Genomic DNA, 25,379 nt, shown 5'->3' on the forward strand with positions numbered 1-25,379 from the left:
TGCAAGCTGACCTCGATCCGCTTCTACTTGCAGCCTAAAGCTTGAAGCTTGTTACTTAAGGACTAACCATGGCCCTCGCCAAACGCATCATCCCTTGCCTGGACGTCGATAACGGCCGCGTGGTCAAGGGCGTGAAGTTCGAGAACATCCGCGACGCCGGTGATCCGGTCGAGATCGCCCGGCGTTATGACGAGCAGGGTGCCGATGAGATTACCTTCCTCGACATCACCGCTAGCGTCGACGGTCGCGACACCACGCTGCACACCGTCGAGCGCATGGCCAGTCAGGTGTTCATCCCGCTGACCGTGGGTGGCGGCGTGCGCACCGTGCAGGATATTCGAAACCTGCTCAACGCCGGTGCCGACAAGGTCTCGATCAATACCGCTGCGGTGTTCAACCCCGAGTTCGTCGGTGAAGCCGCTGCGCGGTTCGGCTCGCAGTGCATCGTCGTGGCCATCGACGCCAAGAAGGTTTCGCTGCCCGGCGAAACCCCACGCTGGGAAATCTTCACTCACGGCGGTCGCAAGCCGACCGGCTTGGACGCGGTGATGTGGGCGAAGAGGATGGAAGACCTCGGTGCCGGCGAAATCCTGCTGACCAGCATGGACCAGGACGGCATGAAGAGCGGCTTCGACCTGGGCGTGACCCGGGCGATCAGCGATGCCCTCGGCATCCCGGTCATTGCTTCCGGTGGCGTCGGCAATCTGCAGCATCTGGCAGATGGCGTGCTGGAAGGTCATGCCAGCGCGGTGCTGGCAGCGAGCATTTTCCACTTCGGCGAATACACCGTGCCAGAAGCCAAGGCGTTCATGGCCAGGCAAGGGATTGTGGTTCGCTGACCCTGATGCGCTGGCTGACCATAGCCTGGTCAGCCAGCGCCACTTCCTCGATCCAGCTTACCCGGCGACTCTCCGATCAGGGCAGCAATAGATCGGTGCGCGGCGACGATGCCTGACTGGCCATGTCGTAGGCCTTGGAGCACAGCTTCATCGGTGATGGTGTCGCCTCGATGATCATCACCTCGTCGAATTCAGGTCTGTATCCCTGCGGGTCATCGCACTGCACCGTGTCAGCCGGGCCGGATTTGAACGTGTACACCCAAAGCGTCGGGTTGGAGTAGTACGGCATCACTTTGTAGCCGCCATCGGCCATGCGCTCGATGGTCAGTTCCGGCATTCGGGTCGGACCCGGCGGCGCGATTTCCTTTGCCACAATCACCGGCTTGTTCATCATCTCTTGCGCGGGTCGCTGGTCAGGGGAGTCCACACCGATGATGCACAGAAAATACAGGCCGGCCTCCGGGCCTACGCGATCATCGATCAACGCCTGCGTGGCGCCCTGGGCGTTGCTGTAGTGATGCGGGCTTTCACATTCCGTCGGCGTGCGAACGGCTTTGTAGCGGTAGAGAGGGGTGTCCAGCGAGAACGGCCACGACCACGTGGGCAAAACGGTACGGCCCTGATCGTCGAGGGTTACCCGGCTATAGGGGTTTGGCGAGTAGCTCGCCCCCAATGTCATCTTGAGCGTCGATTGCAACGTGCATTCAATGTCCAGCGGGTTGAATACGCCTTGGCTGAAGCAGGTCTTGAGGCCCAGCGCCGGGCTGGAATAAGAGGTGTCTGGGGATAGCACCGGTTGCCCGTTGTTGATCTCGCAGGGCGCGTTCGGCTGGCAGCGATTTTCCTCTTTGACGCCCTTCGTGGACGTGCTGAGTACGCCAACGATCTGATTGGAAACCCGGTCCAGCACGGGGCTCCCCGAACTTCCCGGCGCCACACCCTGGCAGCGATGTTTATGAAATCCGCGGAAGACATACACATCCTCCAGCAGGTCCGCGCTACCTTCCAGTGGGCATGCCGACAGGCGTAATGCAGGTGCGTCTTCGTGGCCTGAAGGGACGCCGACGATCACCAGATTCACGCCGTTGCCAGGTGCATGGGTACTGATGCTCAGTGGCTCGATGCCTTTGTCGAGCAGCGACTGCAGCGATGTGTCCAACTCGATAATGGCCAGGTCTGCACCACGGGTGGTCGCTCGCACCAGTCTTTTCAACCGGGAACGCATGGTGTTTTGCAGGTTGCCCAGGAAGTAATCGAAATCGATATGGCCATCCAAAGGGATGTCGCTCGAGATATTCATGGCGTCCTGACTCACGCAATGGCCACTGGTGAGGATGTAAGCAGGCCCTGATGCAACCGGACTGCCGTTGCGTGAATCAATCAAGGACGCGCTGCAATGGATGTCGGGCCTCTCTTTGCTGGGTTGCAGACGGCCTACCGCCCTCCATGGGGCGTGACGGTTTTGCGCGTTATCGAGAGGGATGGCCGCCGAGTCATTCTCCAGTCCCTGGCCATAATCGTTTGCCTGGGTAACGCCTGCGCCCATGAGGCTGATGAGCGCGACGCTGCACACAGTATGTGTGAGATTTTTCATTGAATACCTGTCTGGTCTGTTGGCGCCCGCGTCTGGTGCGGGCCGTTGGAAAGAGGCCGTCAGGTAGTCAGATAAAATGCGCTCGGGTCACATACATATTTATGGCTTCAGCGACAAAGCACGGCTGCCGGCCGAAGGCTCTGGACAACGGTGCGGAGGGCCTGCACCCTGTGCGAAGTCATGGATAGAGATGAGTCAAATGCTGAGAATTTCAGCTTTTCTTTTTGCGCTGTTCGGTTGTGTTGCAAGCGCAGTGATTCATGCAGAAGAGCTGAACGGCTCTGCTGGCGGAAGCACGCGGGCGGACACCTCGTTTGTCCTGCTGACAGAGAACTTCCCGCCTTACAACATGGCCACGGACGGGAAAAACTTCGCCCAGGAAAGCAACATCAAGGGCATCGCCGTCGAGGTGGTGCGCGAGACCTTCAAGCGCGCCGGTATCGGCTACAACCTGACCCTGCGTTTCCCCTGGGATCGCATCTACAAACTGGCGATGGAAAATCCCGGCTACGGCGTGTTCGTGACCGCGCGATTGCCCGAGCGCGAAAAGCTCTTCAAGTGGGTCGGACCGATCGGCCCGGACGACTGGATTCTGCTGGCGCGGGCTGACAGCCCAATCCAGCTGAGCACGCTTGAAGCCGCGCGGTCTTATCGAATCGGCGCCTACAAGGGCGACGCCATTGCGATGGAGCTTGCGCGTCAGGGCATGAAGCCGATCACGGTGCTCAGCGACAAGGATAACGCCCGGAAGCTGGTCGACGGTCAGCTCGACCTGTGGGCCACCGGCGATCCGGCGGGGCGCTACCTGGCCCGGCAAGAGGGCATCACGGGATTGAAAACCGTGCTGCGTTTCAACAGCGCCGAACTGTTCCTGGCATTGAATAAAGACACCCCGGATGCAGTAGTCCAGCGGCTGCAACGTGCGCTGGATCAGCTGCGCAAGGAAGGCGTGGTCGATTCGATTTTCGCCGAATATCTCTAAGGACTGCCAGCACCTCTGGCGAAGCGCCTTCGGCCTAGCGATAACGCCCGTTCTTGCCATGGCCGGCCATCGCCTCATTTCCGCGCTCAGTGACCATGTGGCGGATCTCGATCAGCTCTATAGCTTGGGATTTAAGCTTGGGCAGCTCGCGCTCGAGCACATCGAGCGTCACTGGATAGGGGTGGCCGATCATCACGGCCGAGCCCTGCTTGTGCGCCAGTTTGATCGCCGTCTGGAGCTGGCCGCTAATGGCCTCTGCGGTGCGCTCGTCGTCCAGGAAGACGTCGCGGGACACGCTGGCGAGACCGATCTTCTGCGCCTCGGCAGCGGCAACGGTTTTGGCGCTGGTGCGGCTGTCGACCAGAAACAAATGGCGGCGCTGCAATTCGCCCACCAGCCAGCCCATGGCCACCGGCTCTGCCGTCATGCGGCTGCCCATGTGGTTGTTGATGCCAGCGGCAAAAGGGACTTTCAGCAGCGCGGCGTTCAGACGCGATTCGAGTTCGGGGAGTGGCAGTTCGGGATGCCAGGCGTACGGCCCAGTCGCGGGGTCCATGGGCATGTGCAGCATGACGGTCTTGCCAGCCTTGTGCGCCTGACGGGCAAACTCGGTGGCGTGGGGCGTGTCGGGCATGATTGCCAGCGTCACGGGGCCGGGAAGGGCCAGCGCGCGGCTGTCCCGATCAGGGTTCTGTCCGAGATCGTCGATGATCAAACTGAGATAGGCGACCTTCGGCGCTTTGCCGACGGTCGCTGAGTATTCGGCGGGCGCTGCATGTGCAGCACCCGTTGTGAAGGCAAGGGCGCAGATCAGCCCGGTCAACCAGACGCGCATCTCAGTTGCCGCGCGTGACACTCAAACCCTTTAGCAAGCTGAGGGCCTGGTTCATCTGGTAGTCATCGTCCTGCGGACGCGCCTTGCCAGCCTTCGCCTTGGTGGTCGGCTTGTCTGCGCCGCCGTTGCCGTTGCCCAGGTGGCCGAGCAGATCGGCCTCTTTGTAGTTGTCGCCATCGGCTTCGGCGGTGAGCTTGGCGCGTTTGACTTCGATGTCCGGGTTGATCCCCTGTGCCTGAATCGACCGACCGTTAGGCGTGTAATACAGCGCGGTGGTGATCTTCAGCGCACGGTCGTTGGCCAGCGGCAGAACGGTCTGCACCGAGCCTTTGCCGAACGTATCGGTACCCATCAGGATGCCGCGCTTCTGGTCTTGCAACGCGCCGGCGACGATTTCAGACGCCGAGGCGCTGCCGCCGTTGATCAGCACAACCAGAGGCACGCCCTCGCTGGCGTCGGCCGGGTCTGCCGAGAAGCGCAGTTCGGAATTGGCGATGCGGCCTTTGGTGTAGACGATCAGGCCCTTGGTCAGGAAGTGGTCAGCCACTTCAACTGCCGCCTGCAACACACCGCCCGGGTTGTTGCGCAGGTCGAGGATCAGGCCGCTCATCTTCTTGCCGTTGTCTTTGCGCAGCTTGGCCAGTGCCTTGCCGACTTCTTCACCCGTTTTGACCTGGAACTGGGTGATGCGGATATAGCCGTAACCCGGCTCCAGCATCTGCGCTTTCACGCTTTTGACCTGGATGGTGGCGCGCGCCAGTGTCACGTCGAACGGATTGCCGCCGTCACGCACCAGCGTGAGGGTGATTTTCTCGCCCAGCTTGCCGCGCATCTTGTCCACGGCTTCCTGCATCGTCTGGCCCTGGGTCGGCGTGCCGTTGATCTTCACGATCAAGTCTCCAGCCTCGATACCAGCCTTGGACGCAGGGGTGTCATCGATGGGGGAGACGACTTTTACAAAGCCGTCTTCGACGCCCACTTCGATACCCAGCCCGCCGAACTCGCCGCTGGTGCTTTCCTGCAGCTCCTGGAAGTCTTCCGGGCCCAGATAAGCGGAGTGCGGGTCGAGGTTGCTGAGCATGCCCTTGATGGCGTTTTCCAGCAGAGTCTTGTCATCAACGGGCTCGACGTAAGCCGCTTTGATCCGGTCCATGACCTCGGCGAAAGTGCGCAGCTCGTCGAGCGGCAGCGGCGCCTTGATATTCGCGGCGTTGGCGGGCGCAGTGGCGGCAGGCACAGCAGCCGGGGTGGCGCCGGCAGCCTGGGCCAGAGGAGCGCCGATAACCACGGCGATAGTCAGGGCCAGCGAGGTGAGGCGGGACGAAAACAGCATGTCTTACGAACTCCTGAGTGAGGTGTCGACTTATCCTTGAGTGCGACACCATTGGGCCGGATCACTGGGGCGACCCTGCTGACGAATAGCGAAATACAACGCCGGAGTGTCCTGACCGCCACCACTGTTACCGACAGTGGAGATCGCTTCTCCGGCTTTTACGACGTCACCGGCCTCTTTCAACAGGCTCTGGTTGTGACCGTACAGACTCAAATAACCATTGCCGTGGTCGAGGATGACCAGAAGCCCGGCGCCGCGCAACCAGTCGGCGAAGACCACCCGACCACCGTGCACCGCGCGGACCTGGCTGCCTGCAGCCGCACTGATCAACACACCGTCCCACTTGGTGCGCTCGTCATCGCCACGGCTTTCGCCGAATCGCGCCAACAATCGACCATCGACGGGCCAAGGAAGTTTTCCCCTTGCTTGCTCAAAAGCGCCGCCGTAAGACTGACCGGCACTGGAAACCATCGCGCCGGGCGCCTTGGTCGGGCGCCGAGGGGCCACATCGCTGTCGTCCTTCGCGTCGTCTTTCGCGCGGTTTTTCGCCAGCGCTTCTTGCTCGCGTTGCCGTTTCTCGGCTTCTTGCTGCGCCAACAGCGCTTTCTGACGCGCCTCTTCGGCTTCGCGGGCCTGACGGGCAAGGGTTTCTTCAATGGTCTTGAGGACCTTGGTCAGGTCGGCCTGATCCTGCTGCCGCGACTGCAGCTTCTGGTCGCGGGCTTTGTAATCCTGATTCAGCTTGGCCAGCGCCACCTGACGTTCCTGGCGGACGGTGTCGAGCTGGGCTTTCTGGTCATCCAGCGAACTCTTCTGCACCAGAAGCTGCGCTTGCTGCAGGTCGATGTCTTTCTCGACGCCGGCCAGCTGGCGCAGGGTTTCGTTGAAGCTGCGCAACTGCTCCAGGCGTGCCTTGCTCAGGTAATCGTAATAGGTGAGGGTGCGGGCAAATTTTTCGGGGTTCTGCTGATTGAGCAGCAGTTTGAGGTATTCCTGGCGGCCGCTCTGATAAGCAGCGCGGGCCTGGATGGCGATCAATCGTTGTTGTTCAACGCGTGCGCTCTGGAGTTTTTTTTTCTCCTGGTCGAGCCGTTGCAGCTCGCTTTCACTCTTTTTTAGTTCCTTTTGCAGGGCCTCCACCTGCTTTTCCAGCTTGCCCATCTCGGTTTCAGTGGAGCGCAGGTCTTTCTGGACCCCGGACTTTTCTTCTTGCAACTGGCCCAGCGCTTTCTTCAGTTCGGTGATGTCCTGACGCGTGGCATCCAGCTGTTTCTGCGTTTGTGCGCGATCATCGTCGGCGAAGGCCGGATTGAGCAGACAAATCAAGGCGAGGGTGATCAGGGCGCGAAGCATGAGGTTGGGCGATACCAGGAGTAAAGACGGGCCTAGTATGCCCGGCGGTGGCTGCAAAAAAAACGCTCGGACGACGTGGCCGTCAGACATTTCATACAAAACCGGCCCGCCAGCGACTGGCGGGCCAGTTCAAGAGGCTTACTTGGCGACCAGAATCGGGGTGCCGGTCATCTCTTGCGGGATTTCCATGCCGAGCAGCATCAGCATGGTCGGTGCCACGTCGGCCAACACGCCGCCTTCGCGCACCTTCAGGTCACGCTTGCCGACATAAACGAAAGGCACCGGCTCAGTGGTGTGAGCAGTGTGAGGCTGGTGGGTCTCCTCGTTGGTCATCTGTTCGACGTTGCCGTGGTCGGCCGTGATCAGCGCTTCGCCGCCGACTTTTTCCAGCGCCTGGGTGATGCGGCCGACGCAGACGTCCAGGCATTCGACTGCCTTGACCGCTGCTTCCATGATCCCGCTGTGGCCGACCATGTCGCCGTTGGCGTAGTTGACGACGATCACGTCGTAACGCTGATGCTCGATGGCGTCGACGATTCGGTCGGTGACTTCCGGCGCGCTCATTTCCGGCTGCAGGTCGTAGGTCGCGACTTTCGGGGACGGGATCAGGATGCGTTCTTCGCCGGGGAAGGGTTCTTCACGGCCGCCCGAGAAAAAGAACGTCACGTGGGCGTACTTCTCGGTTTCGGCGATGCGCAGCTGCGTCTTGCCGTTGTTCGAGAGGTATTCGCCGAGCACGTTGTGCAGGCCGGCTTTTTCGAACGCCGCGGGTGCGTCGATGTTGGCGGCGTACTTGGTCAGCGTCACGAAGCCGGCCAGTCTGGCCTGACGACGACGGGCGAAGTCTGCAAAATCGTCTTCGACGAACACGCGGGTCAATTCGCGGGCACGGTCGGAGCGGAAGTTCATGAACACCACCGCGTCGCCGTCCTCCACTGTCACCGGCGCACCAATGCGGGTGGCTTTGACGAATTCGTCGTTTTCGCCGCGCTCATAAGCAGCGTCCAGCGCGGCCTTGGCGGTGTCGGCGTGGAATTCCGACGTGCCGTCAACAATCAGGTTGTAGGCCGACTCGACACGGTCCCAGCGATTGTCGCGGTCCATGGCGAAATAACGGCCGATGATCGTGGCGGTGCGACCTTTGCCCAGGCGCGCGTAAGCGGCTTCCATGGTGGCGAGGTATTGATGGGCGCTGCGCGGTGGCGTGTCGCGCCCATCGAGGAAGGCGTGCAGGTAGATCTTGTCTGCGCCGCGCTGGGCAGCCAGTTCAACCATCGCCACCAGGTGATCTTCATGGCTGTGAACGCCGCCGTCGGACAACAGGCCGAGGATGTGCACGGCCTTGCCAGCGCCCACGGCCTGATCGACGGCTTTGCAGATGGCGGGATTTTCGAAGAACTCACCGTCGCGGATCGCTTTGGTCACGCGGGTGAAGTCCTGATACACCACTCGGCCGGCGCCCAGGTTCATGTGGCCGACTTCGGAGTTGCCCATCTGCCCGTCAGGCAGACCGACATCCATGCCGGACCCGGAGATCAAGCCGTTTGGCATGGTCTGGTACAGGCGATCGAAGACCGGCATCTTCGCTGCGTAGACCGCATTGCCGTGGTGGCTGTCGCTGTGACCGAAGCCGTCCAGGATGATCAGAACCAAAGGTTTAGGCGTGGTAGTCATGAATCCCACTCTTGGCTAATAGGTGAAGTAGAAAAAAGATCGACAGTTTAGGGACAAGTTCAAATCAGCGACAAGCTAAACGGAGTGACTGCCGTACGGGCTTTGGCCCACCTTGGGGGCTGTGTATACTGGCCGACATTTTAACGCCCTGGAACCTGATGATGGTTGCTCACCTGATTGAATTTGCCACGAACCACTATTTGCTGACGGGTGCTTTCGTCATCCTGCTGGGCCTGCTGATCGCAACGGAGCTTAGCAAAGGTGGCCGCAGCCTGAGCACCGGTGAACTGACCGCCATGGTCAACCGCGATGAAGCCGTTGTTATCGACGTGCGCGCCAAGAAAGACTTCACGGCTGGCCACATCGTCGGTGCCGTGAATTTCCCTCAGGACAAAATCCTGACCCGCACCGCGGAGCTGGAGAAATTCAAGCCTAAAACACTCATTATCGTTGATGCCGCTGGCCAGCACGCCGGCCACACCGCCCGTGAGCTGCTGAAAGCGGGCTTCAACGCCGCCAAGCTGTCCGGTGGTGTCTCATCATGGCGCGGCGACAACCTGCCGTTGGTGAAGTGACATGACCGACGTCGTCGTCTACTCCAGCGATTACTGCCCATATTGCTCCCGCGCCAAGTCGCTGCTGGCGGGCAAGGGCGTCGGCTTCCAAGAGATCAAGGTCGACGGCAAGCCACAGATTCGCGCTGAAATGACCAAAAAATCCGGGCGTACCTCGGTTCCGCAGATCTGGATCGGCTCGGTCCATGTGGGCGGTTGCGACGACCTGTTCGCCCTGGAGCGCGCCGGCAAGCTGGATAAGCTGCTGAGCGCCTGAATTCGAGCCGGGATGTGGAAGCGATGGTTCGTCGCACAGCCCGGAAGCCTACAAGACCTCAATGTAAGGATTTGAGATGACTGATCAACCGAATAACGGCGCCATTTCCAACGAAGAAGAAGCACCGCAGTTTTCCCTGCAGCGCATCTATGTTCGCGACCTGTCGTTCGAAGCGCCAAAAAGCCCGGCGATCTTCCGTCAGGAATGGACCCCGAGCGTCAGCCTGGACCTGAACACCCGCCAGAAGCAGTTGGAAAATGACTTCTACGAAGTCGTGCTGACCCTGTCGGTCGAAGTGAAGAATGGCGAAGAAATCGCCTTCATCGCTGAAGTGCAGCAAGCCGGTATCTTCCTGATCAAGGGCCTGGATGCCAGCTCGATGAGCCACACCCTGGGCGCGTTCTGCCCGAACATCCTTTTCCCGTACGCTCGCGAAACCATCGACAGCCTGGTTGTCCGTGGCTCGTTCCCTGCGCTGATGCTGGCCCCGGTGAACTTCGACGCCCTGTACGCGCAAGAACTGCAACGCATGCAGGAAAGCGGCGAAACGCCAACGCCTACCGTTCAGTAAGCGTTGTCGCTGCAATGAAAAAGCGCCTGTGATGGGCGCTTTTTTGTGGGCGGCGTATGACTTTCGGCGCGTAACGGCTACTTGAACCCCAACTGCCGCCAGCCCTCATACACCGCAACCGCGACAGTATTCGACAGATTCAGACTGCGGCAGCCTTCGCGCATCGGCAGGCGCAGGCGTTGATCGCTCGACAGCGGATCCAGCACCTCCGGTGGCAGGCCTCGGCTTTCCGGGCCGAAGAGAAAGGCATCACCCTCCTCAAATTGCGCATCGTGGAAAACCCGTGAGCCCTTTGTGGTAAAAGCGAACAACCGCGGATGGCCGATGCTTTCAAGGCAGCTCGGCAGGTCGGCGTGACGATGCAGCGTGGCGTATTCGTGGTAATCAAGGCCGGCTCGACGCAGGCGCTTGTCATCCAGCTCGAAGCCCAGCGGCTCGATCAAATGCAGGCTGCAGCCGCTGTTGGCGCAGAGCCTGATGATGTTGCCGGTATTCGGCGGAATTTCTGGTTGAAAAAGGATCACGTGAAACATGCACGGCTCCGAACGAAAGGACGGGATGCATTCTACCCCTGAAGAAGACCCCAGACCGAAGCTGTGGCCCAAGTTTCTGGGCTCGGTGGCGATCGTCGGCGTCATGGTCGGGCTGATGATCGGCCGCGTGACGACCCCGGACCCCATTCAGCTGCAAAGCATCGAAGTGTTACCCAGCGGCGTTGCCGTGTGGTTCAACCGCGAGCCGCAGCTCCACGGTGAACACATCGATGGCGCGGTGGCGTTGCTGTTCAACGCCCAGGGTCAGCCGCAGAAGGGCGAACTGAAGCTCAACGGCAAAGACGTGCGCTGGAGGGTGCAACGAAGCGATAAGGGATTGTTGCTGAACCTGCTGGCTGCCCGTCCTCTGCACGGCGACTGGCGCGGTGCAACCCAGGACGGGCGCTGGAGACTGGAGGTCAGTCTCCGAGAGGAATAAAAGAGGGGAATCCCCGGCCTGCCTGTACCAAGGTCCCCAAAACTGGTGATGTATAACCTATTGCAGCCTGCGTGCCAGTTTTGAGAAAAGTCTGTAGGAATATTCGTAATGTCCCGCAGGCGTCGGGTTTAGGGCCTTGGAGACCGTGCCTTTTCAATGCCTGCATCGAGCTAAGGTTCGAATCGGCTTTCGGAGTTGGACGTTTGATGAGCGTTTTTGCACGCTATTCGCGCATTTACCCGTGTCGAGTGACCAAAGTGATGCACGCCCTAAATCAGCCGCAAATCTATAGCGCACTCACCGGCCTCTTCCCGGCTGAAGCCGGTCCCACTAAAAGCATCAGCGCATCTGCCGGCCTTTTATCAGAACGGCGCATCACCCAGGATCGTCGCACGGTGCATCACACGGCGCTGCGGGCGGTAATCGTCCACCGCGTAATGCTGGGTCACGCGGTTGTCCCACATGGCCACGTCGTTTGCCTGCCAGCGCCAGCGCAGGGTGAACTCCGGGCGCGTCCCATGGGCGAACAGCAACTTCAGAATCGCCTCGCTTTCAGCAGCTTCCAGTTCATTGATCCGGGTGGTGAAACCGTCGTTCACGAACAACGCTTTGCGACCGCTGACCGGGTGCGTGCGAATGACCGGGTGCGACAGCGGCGGGTTCTTACGGCGCGTCTCCTCCCAGCGCGCGAGGTCTTCAGCCGTGTTGCCAAAACGCTCCAGCGGAAATGACCGGGTGAAGTCATGGGTCGCGGTCAAGTCGTCGAGCAAGGTCTGCATCGGCCCGGACAGCGCTTCGAACGCGGCGATGCCGCTCGCCCACAATGTATCTCCACCGTAAGCCGGCACCTGCTTGGCGCTGAGCACCGCACCCAGCGCAGGCGTTGGCAGAAAGGTGACATCGGTGTGCCAGATGGCGTTGTCGCGCACGTCGGTGACCGCGGTGTCGAGAATCAGCACTTCAGGCTGTTCCGGCACGTTCGGGTAGATCGGATGAATGTGCAGGTCACCAAAGTTGGCGGCGAAGCGCGCTTGCTGCTGCGGCGTGATCGGCTGGTCGCGGAAGAACAGCACCTGATGATCAAGCAGCGCCTGTTCGATAGCGTTGCGTTGTTCGCCGGTCAGGTCGCGGCTGAGGTCAACGCCGCTGATCTGTGCGCCCAGTGCCGGGCTGAGCGGGTGGATGTCGATGCTCATGATGGTCTCGAGTGTGCTCGTGTGTTCGGCGCCGAGGTGTCGGCGTAGTCAGTCATAAGGTTGTCGATTCAGTGGTTCTGGCCATGCCAGGGCACGAGCTTGCGTTGCAGCGCGCGCAGGCCCATTTCCAGCGCGAAAGCGATCAGCGCGATGACCAGAATCCCCAGCACTACCACGTCGGTCACCAGAAATTGCGCGGCTGACTGGACCATGAAACCCAGGCCACTGGTGGCGGCGATCAGCTCGGCAGCCACCAGCGTCGACCACCCCACGCCGAGGCCGATGCGCACGCCGGTGAGGATGTCGGGCAGGGCGCTGGGTAGAATGACGTAGCGAATGAGCTGCCAGCGGGTGGCACCCAAGGATTGAGCCGCGCGCAGTTTTGCGCTGTCGACCGTGCGCACACCGGTGGCGGTGGCAATGGCGATCGGCGCGAAGATCGCCAGATAAATCAGCAGGACTTTGGAGAATTCGCCAATGCCGCACCAGATCACGATCAACGGCAGGTAGGCCAGCGGCGGCACCGGACGATAGAACTCGATCAGCGGGTCGAAAATGCCTCGCGCGATTCGGTTGTGACCAATGGCGATGCCGATGGGGATGGCCGTCAGCACGGCGAAGAAAAGCGCCAGGCCGATGCGCTGCAAACTCGCGCCCAAGTGCTGCCAGAGCGTGGAGTCCATATAGCCCTTGGTCATCAGCAACCAGGCTTTTTCCAGCACAGCGGCGGGCGGCGGCAGAAACAGCGGTTCGACCCACTCAAGGGCTGTGATCACCCACCAGCCGCCCAGCAGGACGGCGAGGGTAAGGGCGCTGATGGTGCGCGTGCTCAGATAAAAAGAAGAGGGCTGATGGCGTGCGGTGTTTGCCGGCGCGCGGGTGAGCGCCGGCTCCGGCGATTGATAAAGACTCATGCCCGTTGCTCCCGAACGCTCTGCCGCTGGGAAAATACCCGTGCCAACACGTGCTCGCGGGTTTCGATGAAGCGAGGGTCGGACTTGATGGCGCGGGCCGATTCACCTGCGCTGTAACGCTGACCGAAGTCGAGCTTCAGGTGCTCGACGATGTGACCGGGGTTGGGCGCAAGCAGAATCAGATCGGTCGACAGGAACACCGCTTCCTCAATGTCGTGGGTGATAAGGAAGACCGGCTTGGCGCTGCGTTGCCAGACCTGCAGCAGCAGCTCTTGCATCTGTTCACGGGTAAAGGCGTCCAGCGCGCCGAAAGGCTCGTCCATCAGCAGCACACGTGGGTCGGCCGCCAATGCGCGGGCGAGGCCCACACGTTGCTTCTGCCCGCCTGACAATTCCCAGATACGCCGCTTCTCGAAGCCGGCGAGATCGACCAGCGCCAGCATATCGCGCGCTTTGGCCTCGCGTTTTTCACGGGCGATGCCCGCCAGCTCCAGCCCGAATGCGACGTTGGCCAGTACATCCTGCCAAGGCAGCAGAGCGTCATCCTGAAACACGACGCCACGCTCGGCGCTCGGCCCGCTCACCGGCACGCCATCGAGGGTAATGCGGCCTGCGCTGGGCGCGACGAACCCGGCAATCAGGTTCAGCAACGAAGTCTTGCCGCTGCCGGATGGGCCCAGGGCAACCAGCAGTTGCTGCGGTCCGAGGGTCAGGGAAATATCCGACAGCACCGGCGAGGCCGCACCGGGATACTGTGCGCTGATGCGCTCCAGTTGTAACAGGGCCATGGCATGGACTCCGCTTCTGATAGATGTGCATGAACGACCATGGCTGTCGAAGCCGGCGCGGTATCGGGTGGACGCTTGCGCTTACGGGGTGACGAACTTCGCGCTCACATAAGGGCTGTAATCGGCCAGCACGGCGTCGACCTTGCCCTGCTCCTTGAGAAACGCGGCGGTCTTGGTGATCGCGTCGGTGGTTGGCGCGCCCAGCTCACTGACCTGATCGGCCGCCAGTGGGTAGACGTTGCCCTGCAACAGGCCGGGGATGTCGCCCGGTTTGGCGCCGGACAGCTTCACCAGTTTGTCGACGTTGCTCGCGTTGACCAGCCAGGCCGCTGGATCCTTGCGGTAGGCGGCGTAGGCGTCCAGGGTGGTTTTGGCGAAGGCTTTGACGACCTCAGGATGCTTGTCGGCGAAGTCTTTGCGCACGATCCACGCATCAAAGGTCGGCGCGCCGACCTTCGCCAGCTCGCCCGACGTGATCAGCACTTTGCCTGTCTCCTTGGCGACGCCGAGTGCCGGGTCCCAGACGTAAGTGGCGTCGATGTCACCGCGTTTCCACGCCGCCGCAATGGCCGGTGGGGCGAGGTTGAGAATGGTCACTTTTGCCGGGTCGATCTTCCAGTGCTTCAGGGCGGCGAGCAGGCTGTAGTGGCCGGTCGATACGAACGGCACGGCGATCTTCTTGCCGATCAAATCCTGTGGGCTGTTGATGCCGGAGCCATTACGCGCAACCAGCGCCTCGGCAGCGCCGATCTGGGTGGCAATCAGGAACGTCTCCACGGGTACTTTTCGCGTGGCCGCCGCAGTGAGAGGGCTGGAGCCGAGATAGCCGATCTGTACGTCACCCGACGCGATCGCGGTGATCACGTCCGCCCCGTTATCGAATTTACGCCATGAAATCTTTGAGCCCGTCGCCTTTTCATAGGCGCCATCGGCCTGGGCGACCTTTGCCGGGTCCACGGTGGTCTGGTAGGCGACGGTAAAGTCGGCGGCCTGAACGAACAGCGCCGAGCCGGCGAGCGATAAGGCCGCGAGGACGCGTAGGGGCTTGAGCAGTTTCATGGTGACGCTCCGTGGCAAGGCACACCGCCTTCGAATGGCGCAGAGCGTAAATGATCTAAGAAACTCGAAATAAATAACCTTTTGGAATGTGCTTAGCGTTTATTTCCATACGGGTAGGTGTCTTCCCCCGCATGGAGTCCTTGAGAAAGCGCCTGCTGGGATGGGAGGTCATCGAATCGTCACAATTTGTAAATACGATCGCGACGCCTGTTTAAGGATGTGCTGCGGGGATGTGTGGTCGTCTTGTGAGCAGATTTAGACGGCTGATCAGCGCAATGGGTGAATGAGCGGGCTGAATGACGCGCTTTATCCATTTTTCTGCGGCGTCAGCGGAAAAGTGACGGACAGCAGGGTGACAACTGCAATGTTTGCGTCTACTGCACATGAAATCTGATTGTTTTCAGTAAGTTAGGAAGGCAGTTCTCACCCAGTTTCGCAGGCGGACCGTGACTTGCCGGTCAAGTTCCGGTTGTACGACAGCACTAAACGTATCGATCTGACGAACGGCACCGAAATATGTTTTGGGAATTAGGGATTCGGGCCGATACACTCCGCAACGGACGGCTGAAACGGCTTGTGACATATAACTGCTTGGCATAAAAGCAGGTCTAACAAGTCTTTTTGGGTTTAAAGGATTTACCTTACCTTGCAGCCAGCTGTAACGCGGTCTAGTCAATTAGTCTTGGGGCCATTGACTCGCCGAGTCAGGTCCGGCGCTAATCGCGCATCCTCGGCTTTGAGCCTTACGCTCGGGCCCGGGAACTACAAAAATTAGATTCATGAGGAGCGATACACAATGAAGAAGTCCACCCTGGCCTTGGCCGTATACGCAGGTGTCTTGGCTACTCAGGCTGGTGCAGCTGGTTTCCTGGATGACAGCAAAGCGACACTCAGTTCCCGTACCCTTTATTTCGAACAAGATCCGCGCGAGAACCCGGCTACCGGTAAAGCGCAGGATCAGCGTCAGACCGCCCAGGGTTTCCTGTTCAACTTCATCTCGGGCTACACACCGGGCACTGTTGGTTTTGGTCTTGACGTTCAAGGCATGTACGGCATCAACCTGGGTGGCGGTATCGATAACCGCAACCCTAACGGCAGCACGGCGAACACTGTTTCCCCGACTTCTTCCGACGGTACGCCGGTGGCTGACTGGGCTCGCGCTGGCGCCAACGCCAAGGTCAAACTGTCCAAGACCGAGCTGAAAGTGGGTAACGCTCTGCAGCCTAACCTGCCGATCCTTGTATCGAACGACGGTCGTCTGCTGCCGCAGACCTTCCAGGGTGGCATCGTTACTTCCAAGGAACTCGACGGTCTGACACTGACTGCCGGTAAGCTGACTCAGGCAGCAGGTCGTGCATCCAGCAACTACGCTGACATGTCCCTGGCCGGTGGCTACAAAGGTTCGAACAACTTCCAGTTCGCTGGCGGCGACTACAAAGTCACCAAAGACCTGACTGTTCAGTACTACTACGCGAACCTGGAAGACTACTACAAGCAGCACTTCCTGGGCCTGGTGCACATTCTGCCGATCGCGGAAGACCAATCGTTCAAGACTGACCTGCGTTACTTCCACAGCACTTCTGATGGCAAAAACGCCCACCAGGAAGTCAACAGCGGTTACCGCTTCGCCAACGGCTACAGCAAAGATGGTCAGGGCGAAGTTGATAACGACACCTGGACTGCCATGTTCACCTATACCCTGGGTGGCAACGCATTCCTGTTAGGTTACCAGTCTGTGAGCGATGACGGCGGCATGCCGATCATGAGCAACGGCAACGTCACCCGTAATAACCTCTCCAACGGTCGTAACGAAGGTGAAGGCGGTAACAGCGTTTACCTGTTCACCGACAGCATGATCACCAACTTCACCCGTGCCGGTGAGCAGACCAAGTTCGGTCAATACTCGTACGACTTCGCACGCCTGGGCGTTCCTGGTCTGAAAGCTGCCATTGCTTATCTGTATGGCGATCAGATTCGTCTGCAGAACGCATCGCTGGGCCGTGGCTCCGAGTGGGAACGTGACATGCGCGTAGACTACGTGTTCCAGGACGGTCCTATGAAAGGCTTTGGTGTGACTCTGCGTCGCGCCAACCTGCGTTCTGACTCCGACCTCTACGCCAGCCAGCAAGACACCGACCAGACTCGTCTGATCTTCAACTACACCTACGCCTTCAAATAAGCGTGATGTGTTGAAAAGAGCCCCGCTTCGGCGGGGCTTTTTTATGCCCGAAATAATGTTATCCAGCACCAATCGTTCCTTTTGTTTTCAGATGCTGGGATGCACAGTGATTGATAACTCATTATCCAAGGAGCACGACTCAATGGGCCTTAAACTCGGCGACATCGCACCCGACTTCGAACAGAACTCCAGCGAAGGACCGATCAGGTTTCACGAATGGCTGGACGGCAAATGGGCGGTACTGTTTTCGCACCCCGCCGACTTCACGCCTGTCTGCACCACCGAGCTTGGCTTCACCGCAAAACTCAAAGACGAATTCGACAAGCGCAACGTCAAGGCGATTGCCCTGTCCGTTGACTCGGCCGAATCCCACACCAAGTGGATCGGTGACATCAACACCACACAGAACACCCTTGTGAATTTCCCGATACTGGCGGACGAAGATCGCAAAGTTTCCGAGCTCTATGACCTGATTCACCCGAATGCCAGCGAAACCCTGACCGTGCGCTCGCTGTTCGTGATCGACCCGAACAAGAAGGTCCGCCTGACCATCACCTACCCTGCCAGCACCGGGCGCAATTTTCACGAGATCCTGCGGGTGATCGATTCGCTGCAGCTGACTGACAACTACAAAGTCGCCACGCCGGCAAACTGGAAGGACGGTGAAGACGTCGTGATCGTGCCGTCGATCAAGGACGAAGCGGAGATCAAGGAGCGTTTCCCCAAAGGCTATACAGCCGTTACGCCGTACCTGCGCCTGACGCCACAGCCGAATCGCTGATACACCCGCTTTGAGCACTAAATGAGGGCCGATTTATCGGTCCTTTTTTTATGCTGTAAACGCCATCCACGAAGGAATTCCCACCTATGTGGGAGTGAGCTTGCTCACGACGGGGCCGGGGCATGCAGCCACTTTCTCTGGAGAATGAAGGTCAGTCTTCGCGAGCAAGCTCGCTCCCACGGGATCGCGTATTACCGAAGAACTTAGCAATCTATATATTCCTTTTGGTGCTAACCAAATGAATAAATATGATTTTAGAGAATAACAATCCCCTGTTATGGTCTCTCCGTTCTGGCGAGATTGCCGGCCATGAATCCCTTTCTGCCTTACTGGTCCGCCATCGGACGAGCAGGTGCCACCTCTTAGCTACACACCAAAGGAGCGTGCCATGGGCACCGTTATTTTGCGTCGAGGCCTGGTCGCTCTGTTTGCTGCGGCGGTTTCTTTCGGCGTCGTTACTCAGGCCCAGGCCGATACCTTGCGCATCGGTTACCAGAAATACGGCACGCTGGTGCTGCTCAAGGCCAAAGGCTCGCTCGAGAAAAAACTCGCCGATCAAGGCGTGCAAGTCCAGTGGACCGAATTTCCCGGTGGCCCGCAGTTGCTTGAAGGCCTGAACGTGGGCTCGATCGACTTCGGTGTCACGGGCGAAACCCCGCCCGTGTTTGCCCAAGCCGCTGGCGCTGATCTGCTGTATGTCGCCTCCGAACCGCCGGCGCCGACCAGCGAAGCGATTCTGGTGCCCAAGGATTCGCCGATCTCTTCGGTCAAAGACCTCAAGGGCAAGAAAGTCGCTCTCAATAAGGGCTCGAACGTGCATTACCTGCTGGTGCGCGCGCTGGAAGAAGCCGGCTTGAAGTACACCGATATCCAGACCGTTTTCCTGCCGCCCGCCGATGCCCGTGCCGCTTACGAGCGTGGCAGCGTCGATGCCTGGGTGATCTGGGATCCGTACCAGGCCGCCGCCGAACAGCAATTGCAGGCGAGAACCCTGCGCGACGGCAAAGGCATCGTCGACAACAACCAGTTCTACCTGGCGACCAAACCCTATGCGCAGCAGCACCCCAAGGTGATCCAGACCCTGGTGGAAGAAGTGCGCGCTGTCGGCGAATGGTCCAAGGCCAACCCGGAAGAGGTCACCAAGCAGGTCGCGCCGCTGCTCGGCCTGCAAGAAGACATCACCCGCCTGTCGGTGAAGCGTCAGGGCTATGGGGCGTTGTTCATCACGCCTGAAACCGTCGCTGCGCAACAGAAAATCGCCGACACCTTCTACCAGCTCAAGCTGATCCCTAAACCTTTGCGCATTGCTGATGTGATCTGGACGCCACCCGCTGCTGTCGCGAAAGCGCAGTAAGCCCGGCATTGGAAGGAGACAACTCCATGAGCGTGGAAAGAATCACCCACAGACTGGCGCCCTGGTTGCTACCGGTCCTGCTGTTGGCGATATGGCAACTGGCGGTCAGCGCGGGCTGGCTGTCAACCCGCATTCTGCCGGCGCCTAGCGCTGTGATTGAGGCCGGCGTTACGTTGGTACGCAGCGGCGAAATCTGGACCCATCTGGCGATCAGTGGCTGGCGTGCCGGTATCGGCTTTGCCATCGGCGGCGGGATTGGTTTGGCGCTCGGCTTCATCACCGGGCTGTCGAAATGGGGCGAGCGCCTGCTCGACAGCTCTGTGCAGATGATCCGCAACGTGCCCCATCTGGCGCTGATTCCGCTGGTCATCCTGTGGTTCGGCATCGATGAGACCGCCAAGATATTTCTGGTGGCGCTGGGCACGCTGTTTCCGATTTACCTGAACACGTATCACGGCATTCGCAACATCGACCCGGCGCTGGTGGAAATGTCCCGCAGCTACGGTTTGAGCGGCTTCGGGCTGTTCCGCCATGTGATTCTGCCGGGCGCGATGCCTTCGATTCTGGTCGGCGTGCGGTTTGCGCTGGGCTTCATGTGGTTGACGCTGATCGTTGCGGAAACCATCTCGGCCAGCTCCGGCATCGGGTATCTGGCGATGAATGCTCGGGAGTTTCTACAGACCGACGTCGTAGTGCTGGCAATCGTGCTTTACGCCGTCCTCGGCAAACTGGCAGACCTCGCGGCGCGTGGTCTGGAACGGGTCTGCCTGCGTTGGCACCCGGCGTATCAAGTGGCTAAAGGTGGCGCGCAATGAGCAATCTCCAACAACCGGCAAACCTGTTGCGCGGGATTCCCTTGCAGGTCCGCAAGCTCAAGAAGACCTTCGGCTCGCGGGAGGTATTGAAAGACATCGATCTGCACATCCCGGCCGGGCAGTTCGTCGCCGTCGTGGGCCGAAGCGGTTGCGGCAAGAGCACCTTGCTGCGCCTGCTGGCGGGCCTCGATCAGCCATCGAGCGGCCAATTGCTGGCCGGTAACGGCTCGCTGTCGGATGCGCGGGAAGACACGCGACTGATGTTCCAAGAGGCGCGCTTGCTGCCCTGGAAAAAGATCATCGACAACGTCGGCCTTGGCCTCACCGGCGACTGGCGCGGCAAAGCACTGGAAGCGCTGGAGGCAGTGGGTTTGGCGGAGCGCGCCAATGAATGGCCGTCGGCGTTATCGGGTGGGCAAAAACAACGTGTGGCGCTGGCCCGCGCGCTGATTCACCAGCCGCGCTTGTTGCTGCTCGACGAGCCCCTTGGTGCGCTGGATGCCCTGACCCGAATCGAGATGCAGCAGCTGATCGAAAACCTGTGGAAGAAACACGGCTTCACCGTATTGCTGGTCACCCACGACGTCAGCGAAGCGGTGGCCATTGCCGACCGGGTCTTGCTGATCGAAGAAGGCCGCATCGGTCTTGATTTACAGGTTGATCTGGCCCGTCCAAGGGCGCGTGGCTCTTACCGACTGGCCGCGCTGGAAACCGAAGTGCTCAACCGCGTGTTGTCGCTGCCCGGCAACCCGCCCGACCCCGAACCGACTTCACCGCTGCCCACGCAATTGCGTTGGGCCAACTAACTCCAGAGGCAATCACGCCCCCGGAACTGATCTCACAAAGGAAGCCTTACCATGACTATCAAAGCCATCAACGTGCGTAACCAGTTCAAAGGCACCATCAAGGAAATCGTCACCGGCGACGTGCTGTCCGAGATCGACGTGCAAACCGCTTCGGGCGTCGTCACTTCCGTCATCACCACCCGCTCCGTGAAAGAGCTGGAACTGGTGGTCGGCAGCGAAGTGATCGCCTTCGTGAAGTCCACCGAGGTGTCGATCGCCAAGCTGTGATCGGTGCTGAATCGCAAGCGCGCTCCTACGCAGCGCTCAATGGATGCACGTTATTGCTCTGTTGAGCGCTTCGGCAAATACGGCGGCAGGTACAAACCCAGATACGCATCAAACACCCGCAATCCTTCCTCGGCCATGCGTGGGGTAATCGCGTTGTGCAGTTGCACCGAGCGCGCGTACACCCGATCCGCAAGTTCCAGCGCCAGGGCAAACACTTCGACATCATCGGGCAGCGTCGGCAGTTGAAAATGCCGGGCGAACAGCTCATGCATGAGGTTGCCCAGTTCAATGTCGTGCTGACGATCCGCCTGGGTGACTTCGGTCAGACCGTGCTGGGCGAGGATCAACTGCCGCGCGGCGGCGTCGTCGCTGTAGATCGCGAGCATGCGCGATTCCACCACGTGCGACAGATCGCGCCACTGATTCAACCGATCATGATCGATGGGCTGCTGCAGGCTTTCGCGAAACGCTTCGTGGACATCGGCCGTCAGCGCTTCGAGCAGCGCGGGAACGCTGGCGAAGAAGTGATACACGGAAGAGGGCGGGATCTCGGCGCGCTCGGCGACGCTGTAGATGGAGAGGCTCGCCACGCCGTCCGAGGCCAGCAGCGCACGTGCGGCATCGAGGATCGAGTCGATCCGCGCCTGACTGCGTGCACGAGGTTTGCGGGGCGGGGCAAGGCGGGTCATCAGTGCTCTCTCGGTCGGGGCCGACGGCATTCTACAGTGGCAGCCGGGAGATTGCCTTCCCGGCTGAAGCCGGTCCCACAGGGTGTCCGCGCAGCTCATGAATGAAAAACGCCACCGATTCTCTCGAAAAGGTGGCGTTTTCTTAACCCGTGCAGCCATCAAACCGTGTGCAGATACCAGTTGTACTCGAGGTCAGAGATGGAGTGCTCGAACTCCTCCAGCTCACTTTCCTTGCACGCAACGAAGATATCGATGTACTTCGGATCGATGTACTTGGCCATGACTTCGCTGTCGTCCAGCTCGCGCAGTGCATCACGCAGGTTGTTCGGCAGGCTTTGCTCGTTCTGCTCGTAGGAGTTGCCTTCCACGGGCGGGCCGGGCTCGATCTGGTTGGTCAGGCCATGGTGAATGCCTGCCAGCACCGATGCCATCAGCAGATACGGGTTGGCATCCGCACCGGCAACCCGGTGTTCAATACGGACCGAATCGGCGGTACCGGTCGGTACGCGCACGGCCACGGTCCGGTTGTCCAGACCCCAGCACGGCGAGTTCGGAACGTAGAATTGAGCACCAAACCGGCGGTACGAATTGACGTTCGGGCACAGGAACGCCATCTGCGCGGGTAGGGTCTCGAGCACACCGCCGATCGCATGACGCAATGCGGCGTTCTGCTCGGGATCCTCACTGGTGAAGATGTTTTTGCCATCACGATCAAGGATCGAAATGTGCACGTGCAAACCGTTGCCTGCCTGGCCTGGGTAAGGCTTGGCCATGAAGGTGGTGTCCATCTCATGGTCGTAGGCGATGTTCTTGATCAGGCGCTTGAGCAGCACCGCATAATCACAGGCTTTCAGCGCGTCGGCGGTGTGGTGCAGGTTCACTTCGAACTGCGCCGGAGCACTTTCCTTGACGATCGCGTCGGCAGGGATGCCTTGCTCTTTCGCACCTTCCAGAATGTCCTGGAGGCAGTCGACGTACTCGTCCAGATCGTCGATCAGGTAAACCTGTGTCGAGTGCGGACGTTTGCCGGAAATAGGCGAGCGCGGCGGTTGCGGGCGGCCGTTCACGTTTTCCTGATCGATCAGGTAGAACTCAAGCTCGAATGCAGCGCAGATGGTCAGGCCCATCTCGTCGAACTTGCTGACAACCTGGCGCAGCACTTCGCGCGGATCGGCAAAGAAGGGCGTGCCTTCCAGCTCGTGCATGGTCATCAGAAGTTGTGCGGTAGGACGCTTCTGCCAGGGCTCATTGCAGAGAGTGTCGGGAATTGGATAGCAGATTCGGTCAGCGTCACCGATGTCCAAACCCAGACCGGTGCTTTCCACCGTCGAGCCGTTGATATCCAGTGCGAATAGGGAAGCTGGGAGGTTGATGCCTTTCTCGTAAACCTTATGAAGGCTGGTGCGTTCGATGCGCTTGCCGCGCACCACTCCATTCATATCTGCAATCAGAAGGTCAACGTATAGAACCTCAGGATGTTCCTTAAGGAACGCGTTCGCTTCGTTGAGCTGAACGGCACGCGGGGGTACCGACATGATGCAACACCTTTGTTGTTGAAAATATCAATCATCGAGCATTACGGGTTTCAGTCAATCCGAAAGGCCAGACGAAGTCAAGGGAGCCCTGATTTGCCCTAAAAGGGCGCCAAAAAGCCATTTTCGCCGCACTTTAGGGCAAATGGGAGGCACTCAACGTGATGCAAACTGCGGGTTTGAGCAGGGCGTGTTTTATTTTTTACGGGCGTGTTGTGGAAAAAAATGAACAACGCTAAGCTCGATTGCAACCCATAACAGCAATAATACCGGGGGTCCCATGCTTCGCCTTCCGCTGATCGGCCTTACCGCCTGCATTCAGCCATTCGGGCACCGGCTTTTCACTTCACACGCTTTCAGTGTAGCGGTCCAGCCAGCGCGGCGGGCGCTGCGCATGTCTCTGCGTGGCACCTCGACACCTTACTCTTTATCCACGCCCCCATTCCACCGGGCGCGTCTTTTGCTTCGGCTGACTGACCCGGCCCAGGCTGTCTGCGGCATCCGCGACCGCGCGTTTTGCACAAGCACGACTATCTTTGAGTCTTCCAGGCATGTGGCGATGCCTGAATTCAACATGCGACACCCTGACGCCAGCGCTTCAAAGAACGCCTGACCGCCATGACGGCGACCAGGAATTAAAACCCTGAGGTATTTATGAGTACCAACCTCGACCAGCTCACCGATTGGTTGAAAGAACACAGGATTACCGAAGTCGAGTGCATGATCGCCGACCTCACCGGTATCACACGGGGCAAGATTTCACCGACCAACAAGTTCATTGCCGAGAAGGGCATGCGCTTGCCGGAAAGCGTATTGCTCCAGACCGTGACGGGCGATTACGTCGAAGACGACATCTACTACGAATTGCTGGACCCCGCAGACATCGACATGTTTTGCCGTCCTGACCAGAGCGCGGTGTTTCTGGTGCCCTGGGCCATCGAGCCGACTGCGCAGGTGATTCACGACACCTACGACAAGCAAGGCAACCCCATCGAGCTGTCCCCGCGCAACGTCCTCAAGAAAGTGCTCAAACTCTATGCCGACCAAGGCTGGCAGCCGATCGTGGCGCCGGAGATGGAGTTCTATCTGACCAAGCGCAGCGACGACCCCGACTACCCGCTGCAGCCACCGGTGGGTCGCTCGGGTCGTCCGGAAACCGGTCGTCAGTCGTTCTCGATCGAGGCCGCCAACGAATTCGACCCGCTGTTCGAAGACGTCTACGACTGGTGCGAACTGCAGAACCTCGACCTGGACACGCTGATCCACGAAGACGGCACGGCGCAGATGGAGATCAACTTCCGTCACGGCGACGCGCTGTCTCTGGCGGACCAGATTCTGGTGTTCAAACGCACCATGCGCGAAGCCGCCCTCAAGCACGATGTGGCCGCGACCTTCATGGCCAAGCCCATGACCGGCGAGCCCGGCAGCGCCATGCACTTGCACCAGAGCATCATCGACATCGAGACCGGCAAAAACATCTTCTCCAATGAAGACGGCACGATGAGTCAGCTGTTCCTGCAGCACATCGGTGGCCTGCAGAAGTTGATCCCCGAGCTGTTGCCGCTGTTCGCGCCCAATGTGAACTCGTTCCGCCGCTTCCTGCCGGACACCTCTGCGCCGGTAAACGTGGAGTGGGGCGAAGAAAACCGCACCGTTGGCCTGCGTGTGCCCGATGCCGGCCCGCAGAACCGTCGCGTGGAAAACCGTCTGCCCGGCGCCGATGCCAATCCGTATCTGGCCATCGCCGCCAGCCTGTTGTGCGGTTTCATCGGCATGGTCGAGGGCCTCAACCCCAGTGCTCCCGTGGTCGGTCGTGGTTACGAACGCCGCAACCTGCGCTTGCCGTTGACCATCGAAGACGCGCTGGAGCGCATGGAAAACAGCAAGACGGTCGAGAAGTACCTCGGCAAGAAATTCATCACCGGCTATGTCGCGGTCAAGCGCGCCGAGCACGAGAACTTCAAGCGTGTGATCAGTTCGTGGGAGCGGGAATTCCTGCTCTTTGCCGTCTGACG

25 protein-coding genes are annotated in these 25,379 nt (G+C 59.8%); 13 read left to right on the forward strand and 12 right to left on the reverse strand.

Annotation, left to right across the window (positions count from 1 at the left end):
* Window positions 1–68: 68 nt before the first annotated feature.
* Window positions 69–839 carry an imidazole glycerol phosphate synthase subunit HisF gene (hisF, locus tag IFT99_RS05950; protein ID WP_192130812.1) on the forward strand — a complete coding sequence of 257 codons (771 nt, stop codon included), beginning with the start codon at window positions 69–71 and terminating at the stop codon, window positions 837–839.
* Between the two features lie 76 nt (window positions 840–915).
* On the opposite strand, the gene IFT99_RS05955 is transcribed toward hisF, so the two are convergent.
* On the reverse strand, window positions 916–2,433 hold the full coding sequence (locus tag IFT99_RS05955) for a trypsin-like serine peptidase (protein WP_192130814.1): 1,518 nt from the start codon (window positions 2,431–2,433) through the stop codon (window positions 916–918).
* A gap of 199 nt (window positions 2,434–2,632) precedes the next feature.
* Here IFT99_RS05955 and IFT99_RS05960 point away from each other — a divergent pair, with 199 nt between their 5' ends.
* Window positions 2,633–3,415, forward strand: coding sequence for a substrate-binding periplasmic protein (locus tag IFT99_RS05960; RefSeq protein ID WP_065987513.1), 783 nt, complete (start codon window positions 2,633–2,635; stop codon window positions 3,413–3,415).
* A gap of 34 nt (window positions 3,416–3,449) precedes the next feature.
* Here IFT99_RS05960 and IFT99_RS05965 read toward each other — a convergent pair whose 3' ends face one another.
* The 4 genes from IFT99_RS05965 to gpmI all read right to left on the reverse strand — a co-directional run bounded on the left by IFT99_RS05965 (window position 3,450) and on the right by gpmI (window position 8,610).
* A complete protein-coding gene (locus IFT99_RS05965) occupies window positions 3,450–4,250 on the reverse strand; it encodes a divergent polysaccharide deacetylase family protein (RefSeq protein ID WP_192130816.1) in 801 nt (266 codons plus the stop codon).
* Between the two features lies 1 nt (window position 4,251).
* On the reverse strand, window positions 4,252–5,583 hold the full coding sequence (locus IFT99_RS05970) for a S41 family peptidase (RefSeq protein ID WP_065987381.1): 1,332 nt from the start codon (window positions 5,581–5,583) through the stop codon (window positions 4,252–4,254).
* A 30-nt stretch (window positions 5,584–5,613) separates the two neighbouring features.
* A complete protein-coding gene (locus IFT99_RS05975; protein WP_065987380.1) occupies window positions 5,614–6,936 on the reverse strand; it encodes a murein hydrolase activator EnvC family protein in 1,323 nt (440 codons plus the stop codon).
* Window positions 6,937–7,074: 138 nt separating this feature from the next.
* A complete protein-coding gene (gene gpmI / locus IFT99_RS05980; RefSeq protein ID WP_065987379.1) occupies window positions 7,075–8,610 on the reverse strand; it encodes a 2,3-bisphosphoglycerate-independent phosphoglycerate mutase in 1,536 nt (511 codons plus the stop codon).
* 161 nt (window positions 8,611–8,771) lie between these two features.
* On the opposite strand from gpmI, the gene IFT99_RS05985 reads away from it, so the two are divergent.
* From IFT99_RS05985 to secB, 3 genes are all read left to right on the forward strand, one after another.
* Window positions 8,772–9,185 (forward strand): rhodanese-like domain-containing protein, encoded by a 414-nt coding sequence (locus tag IFT99_RS05985; protein ID WP_065987378.1) that lies wholly within the window; start codon window positions 8,772–8,774, stop codon window positions 9,183–9,185.
* A gap of 1 nt (window position 9,186) precedes the next feature.
* Window positions 9,187–9,441, forward strand: a complete 255-nt coding sequence (gene grxC / locus IFT99_RS05990) for a glutaredoxin 3 (RefSeq protein WP_065987377.1) — start codon at window positions 9,187–9,189, stop codon at window positions 9,439–9,441.
* A 76-nt stretch (window positions 9,442–9,517) separates the two neighbouring features.
* Window positions 9,518–10,012, forward strand: coding sequence for a protein-export chaperone SecB (secB, locus tag IFT99_RS05995; RefSeq protein WP_065987376.1), 495 nt, complete (start codon window positions 9,518–9,520; stop codon window positions 10,010–10,012).
* Between the two features lie 77 nt (window positions 10,013–10,089).
* Here secB and IFT99_RS06000 read toward each other — a convergent pair whose 3' ends face one another.
* Window positions 10,090–10,545 carry a tRNA (cytidine(34)-2'-O)-methyltransferase gene (locus IFT99_RS06000; RefSeq protein WP_037016260.1) on the reverse strand — a complete coding sequence of 152 codons (456 nt, stop codon included), beginning with the start codon at window positions 10,543–10,545 and terminating at the stop codon, window positions 10,090–10,092.
* Between IFT99_RS06000 and IFT99_RS06005 the strand changes: the two genes are divergently transcribed.
* Window positions 10,544–10,984, forward strand: coding sequence for a hypothetical protein (locus IFT99_RS06005; protein ID WP_192130818.1), 441 nt, complete (start codon window positions 10,544–10,546; stop codon window positions 10,982–10,984). The two genes, IFT99_RS06000 and IFT99_RS06005, sit on opposite strands and share 2 nt — an antisense overlap.
* Window positions 10,985–11,346: 362 nt before the next feature.
* Here IFT99_RS06005 and tauD read toward each other — a convergent pair whose 3' ends face one another.
* From tauD to tauA, 4 genes are all read right to left on the reverse strand, one after another.
* Entirely contained in the window at window positions 11,347–12,180 is an 834-nt protein-coding gene (gene tauD, locus IFT99_RS06010) for a taurine dioxygenase (protein ID WP_192130820.1), read from the reverse strand.
* A gap of 68 nt (window positions 12,181–12,248) precedes the next feature.
* Complete coding sequence (gene tauC, locus IFT99_RS06015) at window positions 12,249–13,094, reverse strand: taurine ABC transporter permease TauC (protein WP_065987371.1); 846 nt, start codon at window positions 13,092–13,094, stop codon at window positions 12,249–12,251.
* Window positions 13,091–13,882 (reverse strand): taurine ABC transporter ATP-binding subunit, encoded by a 792-nt coding sequence (gene tauB / locus IFT99_RS06020; protein WP_192130822.1) that lies wholly within the window; start codon window positions 13,880–13,882, stop codon window positions 13,091–13,093. The genes tauC and tauB overlap by 4 nt, the downstream gene beginning before the upstream one ends.
* Before the next feature lie 81 nt (window positions 13,883–13,963).
* A complete protein-coding gene (tauA, locus tag IFT99_RS06025) occupies window positions 13,964–14,941 on the reverse strand; it encodes a taurine ABC transporter substrate-binding protein (protein WP_192130824.1) in 978 nt (325 codons plus the stop codon).
* Window positions 14,942–15,737: 796 nt separating this feature from the next.
* Between tauA and IFT99_RS06030 the strand changes: the two genes are divergently transcribed.
* The 6 genes from IFT99_RS06030 (at window position 15,738) to IFT99_RS06055 (ending at window position 21,143) form a co-directional block, all read left to right on the forward strand.
* On the forward strand, window positions 15,738–17,120 hold the full coding sequence (locus IFT99_RS06030; protein WP_065987368.1) for an OprD family porin: 1,383 nt from the start codon (window positions 15,738–15,740) through the stop codon (window positions 17,118–17,120).
* Between the two features lie 142 nt (window positions 17,121–17,262).
* Window positions 17,263–17,901 carry a peroxiredoxin gene (locus tag IFT99_RS06035; RefSeq protein WP_065987367.1) on the forward strand — a complete coding sequence of 213 codons (639 nt, stop codon included), beginning with the start codon at window positions 17,263–17,265 and terminating at the stop codon, window positions 17,899–17,901.
* 388 nt (window positions 17,902–18,289) lie between these two features.
* A complete protein-coding gene (locus IFT99_RS06040; RefSeq protein WP_192130826.1) occupies window positions 18,290–19,255 on the forward strand; it encodes a sulfonate ABC transporter substrate-binding protein in 966 nt (321 codons plus the stop codon).
* A gap of 26 nt (window positions 19,256–19,281) precedes the next feature.
* The gene (gene ssuC, locus IFT99_RS06045; protein WP_122533999.1) at window positions 19,282–20,070 is read left to right on the forward strand and encodes an aliphatic sulfonate ABC transporter permease SsuC; all 789 of its coding nucleotides are present in this window, start codon (window positions 19,282–19,284) and stop codon (window positions 20,068–20,070) included.
* On the forward strand, window positions 20,067–20,876 hold the full coding sequence (gene ssuB, locus IFT99_RS06050) for an aliphatic sulfonates ABC transporter ATP-binding protein (protein WP_192130828.1): 810 nt from the start codon (window positions 20,067–20,069) through the stop codon (window positions 20,874–20,876). The genes ssuC and ssuB overlap by 4 nt, the downstream gene beginning before the upstream one ends.
* A gap of 51 nt (window positions 20,877–20,927) precedes the next feature.
* On the forward strand, window positions 20,928–21,143 hold the full coding sequence (locus IFT99_RS06055) for a TOBE domain-containing protein (protein ID WP_037016233.1): 216 nt from the start codon (window positions 20,928–20,930) through the stop codon (window positions 21,141–21,143).
* Between the two features lie 50 nt (window positions 21,144–21,193).
* Here IFT99_RS06055 and IFT99_RS06060 read toward each other — a convergent pair whose 3' ends face one another.
* The gene (locus IFT99_RS06060; protein ID WP_192130830.1) at window positions 21,194–21,832 is read right to left on the reverse strand and encodes a TetR/AcrR family transcriptional regulator; all 639 of its coding nucleotides are present in this window, start codon (window positions 21,830–21,832) and stop codon (window positions 21,194–21,196) included.
* A gap of 158 nt (window positions 21,833–21,990) precedes the next feature.
* On the reverse strand, window positions 21,991–23,367 hold the full coding sequence (locus IFT99_RS06065) for a glutamine synthetase family protein (protein ID WP_065987362.1): 1,377 nt from the start codon (window positions 23,365–23,367) through the stop codon (window positions 21,991–21,993).
* A 651-nt stretch (window positions 23,368–24,018) separates the two neighbouring features.
* On the opposite strand from IFT99_RS06065, the gene IFT99_RS06070 reads away from it, so the two are divergent.
* Window positions 24,019–25,377, forward strand: a complete 1,359-nt coding sequence (locus tag IFT99_RS06070) for a glutamine synthetase family protein (protein WP_037016227.1) — start codon at window positions 24,019–24,021, stop codon at window positions 25,375–25,377.
* Window positions 25,378–25,379 lie beyond the last annotated feature (2 nt).

The organism is Pseudomonas sp. CFBP 8772, from assembly GCF_014841665.1.
Classification (GTDB): Bacteria; Pseudomonadota; Gammaproteobacteria; order Pseudomonadales; family Pseudomonadaceae; genus Aquipseudomonas; species Aquipseudomonas graminis_B.